Annotated in this window: 3 protein-coding genes; all 3 read right to left on the reverse strand. The window is 61.4% G+C overall.

The annotated features are described in order from the left end of the window. Nucleotides 1-164: 164 nt before the first annotated feature. The 3 genes from O2807_14005 to O2807_14015 all read right to left on the reverse strand — a co-directional run bounded on the left by O2807_14005 (nt 165) and on the right by O2807_14015 (nt 2,749). The gene (locus tag O2807_14005; GenBank protein ID MDA1001615.1) at nt 165-1,022 is read right to left on the reverse strand and encodes a phosphate/phosphonate ABC transporter permease; all 858 of its coding nucleotides are present in this window, start codon (nt 1,020-1,022) and stop codon (nt 165-167) included. Between the two features lies 1 nt (nt 1,023). Next, a complete protein-coding gene (locus O2807_14010; GenBank protein ID MDA1001616.1) occupies nt 1,024-1,839 on the reverse strand; it encodes an ATP-binding cassette domain-containing protein in 816 nt (271 codons plus the stop codon). Nucleotides 1,840-1,909: 70 nt separating this feature from the next. Beyond that, nucleotides 1,910-2,749 (reverse strand): putative selenate ABC transporter substrate-binding protein, encoded by an 840-nt coding sequence (locus O2807_14015; GenBank protein ID MDA1001617.1) that lies wholly within the window; start codon nt 2,747-2,749, stop codon nt 1,910-1,912. Nucleotides 2,750-3,099 lie beyond the last annotated feature (350 nt).

The raw sequence follows: 3,099 nt of genomic DNA on the forward strand, positions 1-3,099 counted from the left end.
ATAGACCCCTATCTGCCGCAGGCCTTCAAGAGAAAACAGATCGCCCAGCCCCTCCCAGAGCAGGGAGAAACTCCATCCCAGCAGGAGGATGACCCCTGCCGCCCAGAGGAGTCTCTCCCGGGAGGAGGGCCGCGCAGGCAGCCGGACCGGGGATGCCGCCTGCATCATGAAATCCTCCTCCGGATAAAGGCGCTCAGCACGTCCGCGCCCGCCACGAGGGCGAACAGGGCCAGGATGAGCGTCGCCGTCTGTCCATGCTCGAACATCCGCATCGAAATCTCGATCTGCTGGCCCAGCCCGCCGGCGCCGACAAAGCCGAGGATGGCCGCCGCCCGCATGGCGCACTCCCAGCGGTAGAGGGTGTAGGAGAGGAGCGTTCGAAAGACGGTCGGAACGACGCCGTAGAAAATCACTTTCGGCAACGACGCCCCTGCGGCGCGCAGGGAGATGGCCGGCCGCAGATCCGCCCCCTCCAGAATCTCCGCGAACACCTTTCCCACCACACCGGCGTAGGCCACTCCCAGCCCGAGAACACCCGGTGCCGGTCCCAGACCCACGGCACGGACGAACATCAGGGCCCACACCAGTTCGGGGATGGATCGCATGAAGTTCAGGACAAAGCGCGCGCTCAGGTAGACGGCGGAGTGGAAGCGTTTTTTCCAGGGACCGGGATCGGGGTCTCCCTCGAACAAAGCGCCGCCGAGGGTGAAGGTGCTGGCCGCAAAGAGCGAGAGCGGCGCGCCGAAGAGAAGCGCCAGAAAGGTTCCCGCCGTGGCGAGCTGAATCGTTTCCAGAACGGGTTTTCCGATTTCCCGCAAGAACGCCGCACTGAAGTCGGGCCGCAGGAATCCCGAAAGAAAATTCGCCATGGAATTGAGGGAGTCCTGCCGGAAAAGCAGGACCGGATTCGAGTCGGTCAAAACGAAGCTGGCCAGAAGGACGGCGGCCAGGGAAAAGAAAAAGACAAACCCGCCCGGCGAGAGGCGGGGTTTTTCGGGGATGGCAGAGGCGGCGGCGGTCATCTCAGCGGCCGTTTTCGAAGGCGGCCCTCAACCAGGAGCGGGCGTCATGGGTGCCGGCGGCCTCGGTCGCGTAGAGTTTGGCGAGAAGGTCTTCGGTCACCGCACCGGGCGGCAGGTCGAACAGAAGCCCTTCGGGATGAAGGCCGATGATTCGGGGAAAGTGCCGGAGGGCGAGGGGCACGTCGTGGAGACTGACGATCAGTGTTTTGCCCTCGGCATTGCTCATGTGGCGCAGCATGGCAATGAGGCTGTCCGACAGGGAGGGGTCAACACTCGCAATCGGCTCGTCGGCGAGAAGATGGCGCGGATTCTGGATCAGCGCGCGGGCCATGGCGACGCGCTGCTGTTCGCCGCCGCTGAGGCGATCGGTGCGCTCCCAGAGCTTTTCCAGAACACCGACTTTTTGGGCCGCCGCCGCCGCCTGCTCCACGTCGCGGGGGAAGAAAAGAGAGCGCATGGCGCGCAGGAACGACCATGTGCCGAGATTTCCGGCCAGGATGTTGTGGATCACACGGAGGGAGGCGACAAGATTGTGCTGCTGGTAGATCGTGGCGGTCCGCGCGCGCAGCTTGCGGAGTTCTTTTCCCGGCAAGAATGCCGGGTTGATTCCGTCCACGCGGATCTCGCCGGTGTCGGGGAGAAGCGTGAGGTTCAGAAGGCGAAGCAGGGTGGTCTTGCCGGCCCCGCTCGGGCCGATGATGGCGGCCGACTCTCCGGGTTGGAACGCGAGATTCAGATATGCAATGGCCGTATACTTGGATCCGTCCGCGCGCCGGTAGCGTTTGGTTACGTTTTCGATGGAAAAAGCCGGATCCAATGTCCCGCGCCGTCCTGTCGCATCTTCAGGGGAATTTGGGGGAAGGGCGGCGGCGCCTCTTCCGCAGAAGTTAGTTCCGCAGCTTTTTCAGGAGCCCCGCGTCCTCGGCGGCGTCTTCGATACCCTTGAAGTCGCCGGGGAAGGCCACGACGTATCCCGTGGCGCGCTGGAGGGCGAGAATCTTTTTGTGCGCGGGGTTGTCCGGATTCAGCTTGAGAAACGCGCCGGTGAGCCGGCTCAGAAGGCGCCGATCCAGGTCGCCCCGCGCTGTCCAGTTGTAGTCGACATAGCCGGGGGTGGTGTAGAAAACTGTGACCTTGGATGTGTCGATCTTTCCCGACTTCACAAGCTTTTCCCACACCGCTTCGTTGAGGACGCCGGCGTCCACCTTGCCGGCCTCCACCCATTTGGCGGTGGCGTCATGAGCGCCGGAGAAACTGAATTTTGCGAAATTCTTTTCCGGGATCAGGCCGGCCCGTTTGAGGAAAAAGCGGGGCATGAGGTGGCCCGAGGTGCTGCTCACGCTCCCGAAGGCGAAGGTTTTTCCCTTCAAATCGGCCAGCGCTTTGATTCCGCTCCCTTTGCGGGTGATGAATTTGCTGCGGAAATTCAGGTCGCGGATCCGCATGACGAGCGGCACCGCTTTCCCCTTCGTGCGGATGCGGGCCTGTACATGGGTGAAGCCGCCGTACCAGACAAGGTCCAACTTGCCGGCGGCGAGCGCCTCGACGGTAGCGGCATAATCCACCAGCGGAGTGAACTTCACTTCAACGCCGAGTTCTTTCGAAAGGTAATCCGCCAGGGGCGTGAACTTGCGGATGAGTTCGGTGGGCGATTCGTCCGGGATGGCCGAAATACGGAGGGTCTGCGCGGACGCGGCGGCGGCGGCGAACAACAGGACGCCCAGCATGAGCAGCGGAAGCCATTTTGCAATGCGTCTCGGAAACATCATCGAATTTGTTGCCTCCAGGCTGAAAAGTGGCGATCCGCCACACGATTCAGATAGTATTTTTCTATACCTCCTATCGGAGAATGTCAAATCATAAGACGGAATTCCAATGGTTTACGAGCATTTACTCCGAAATCCAGGGAAGTCCGTGTTTCCGCCTGATTTGATTTCCCTTGCACCGTCAGCCCCCATTCCTTGACCCCCGATGAGGGGTGCCGATACGATTTGCCCGTCACCTTTCCCCCACATTATGCGGCGGAACAGAGCGAAAAGAGCCGGTAATCTTTGTAACTATATGATATAATTGGCTA

This window comes from bacterium (assembly GCA_027622355.1).
GTDB lineage: Bacteria > UBA8248 > UBA8248 > UBA8248 > UBA8248 > JAQBZT01.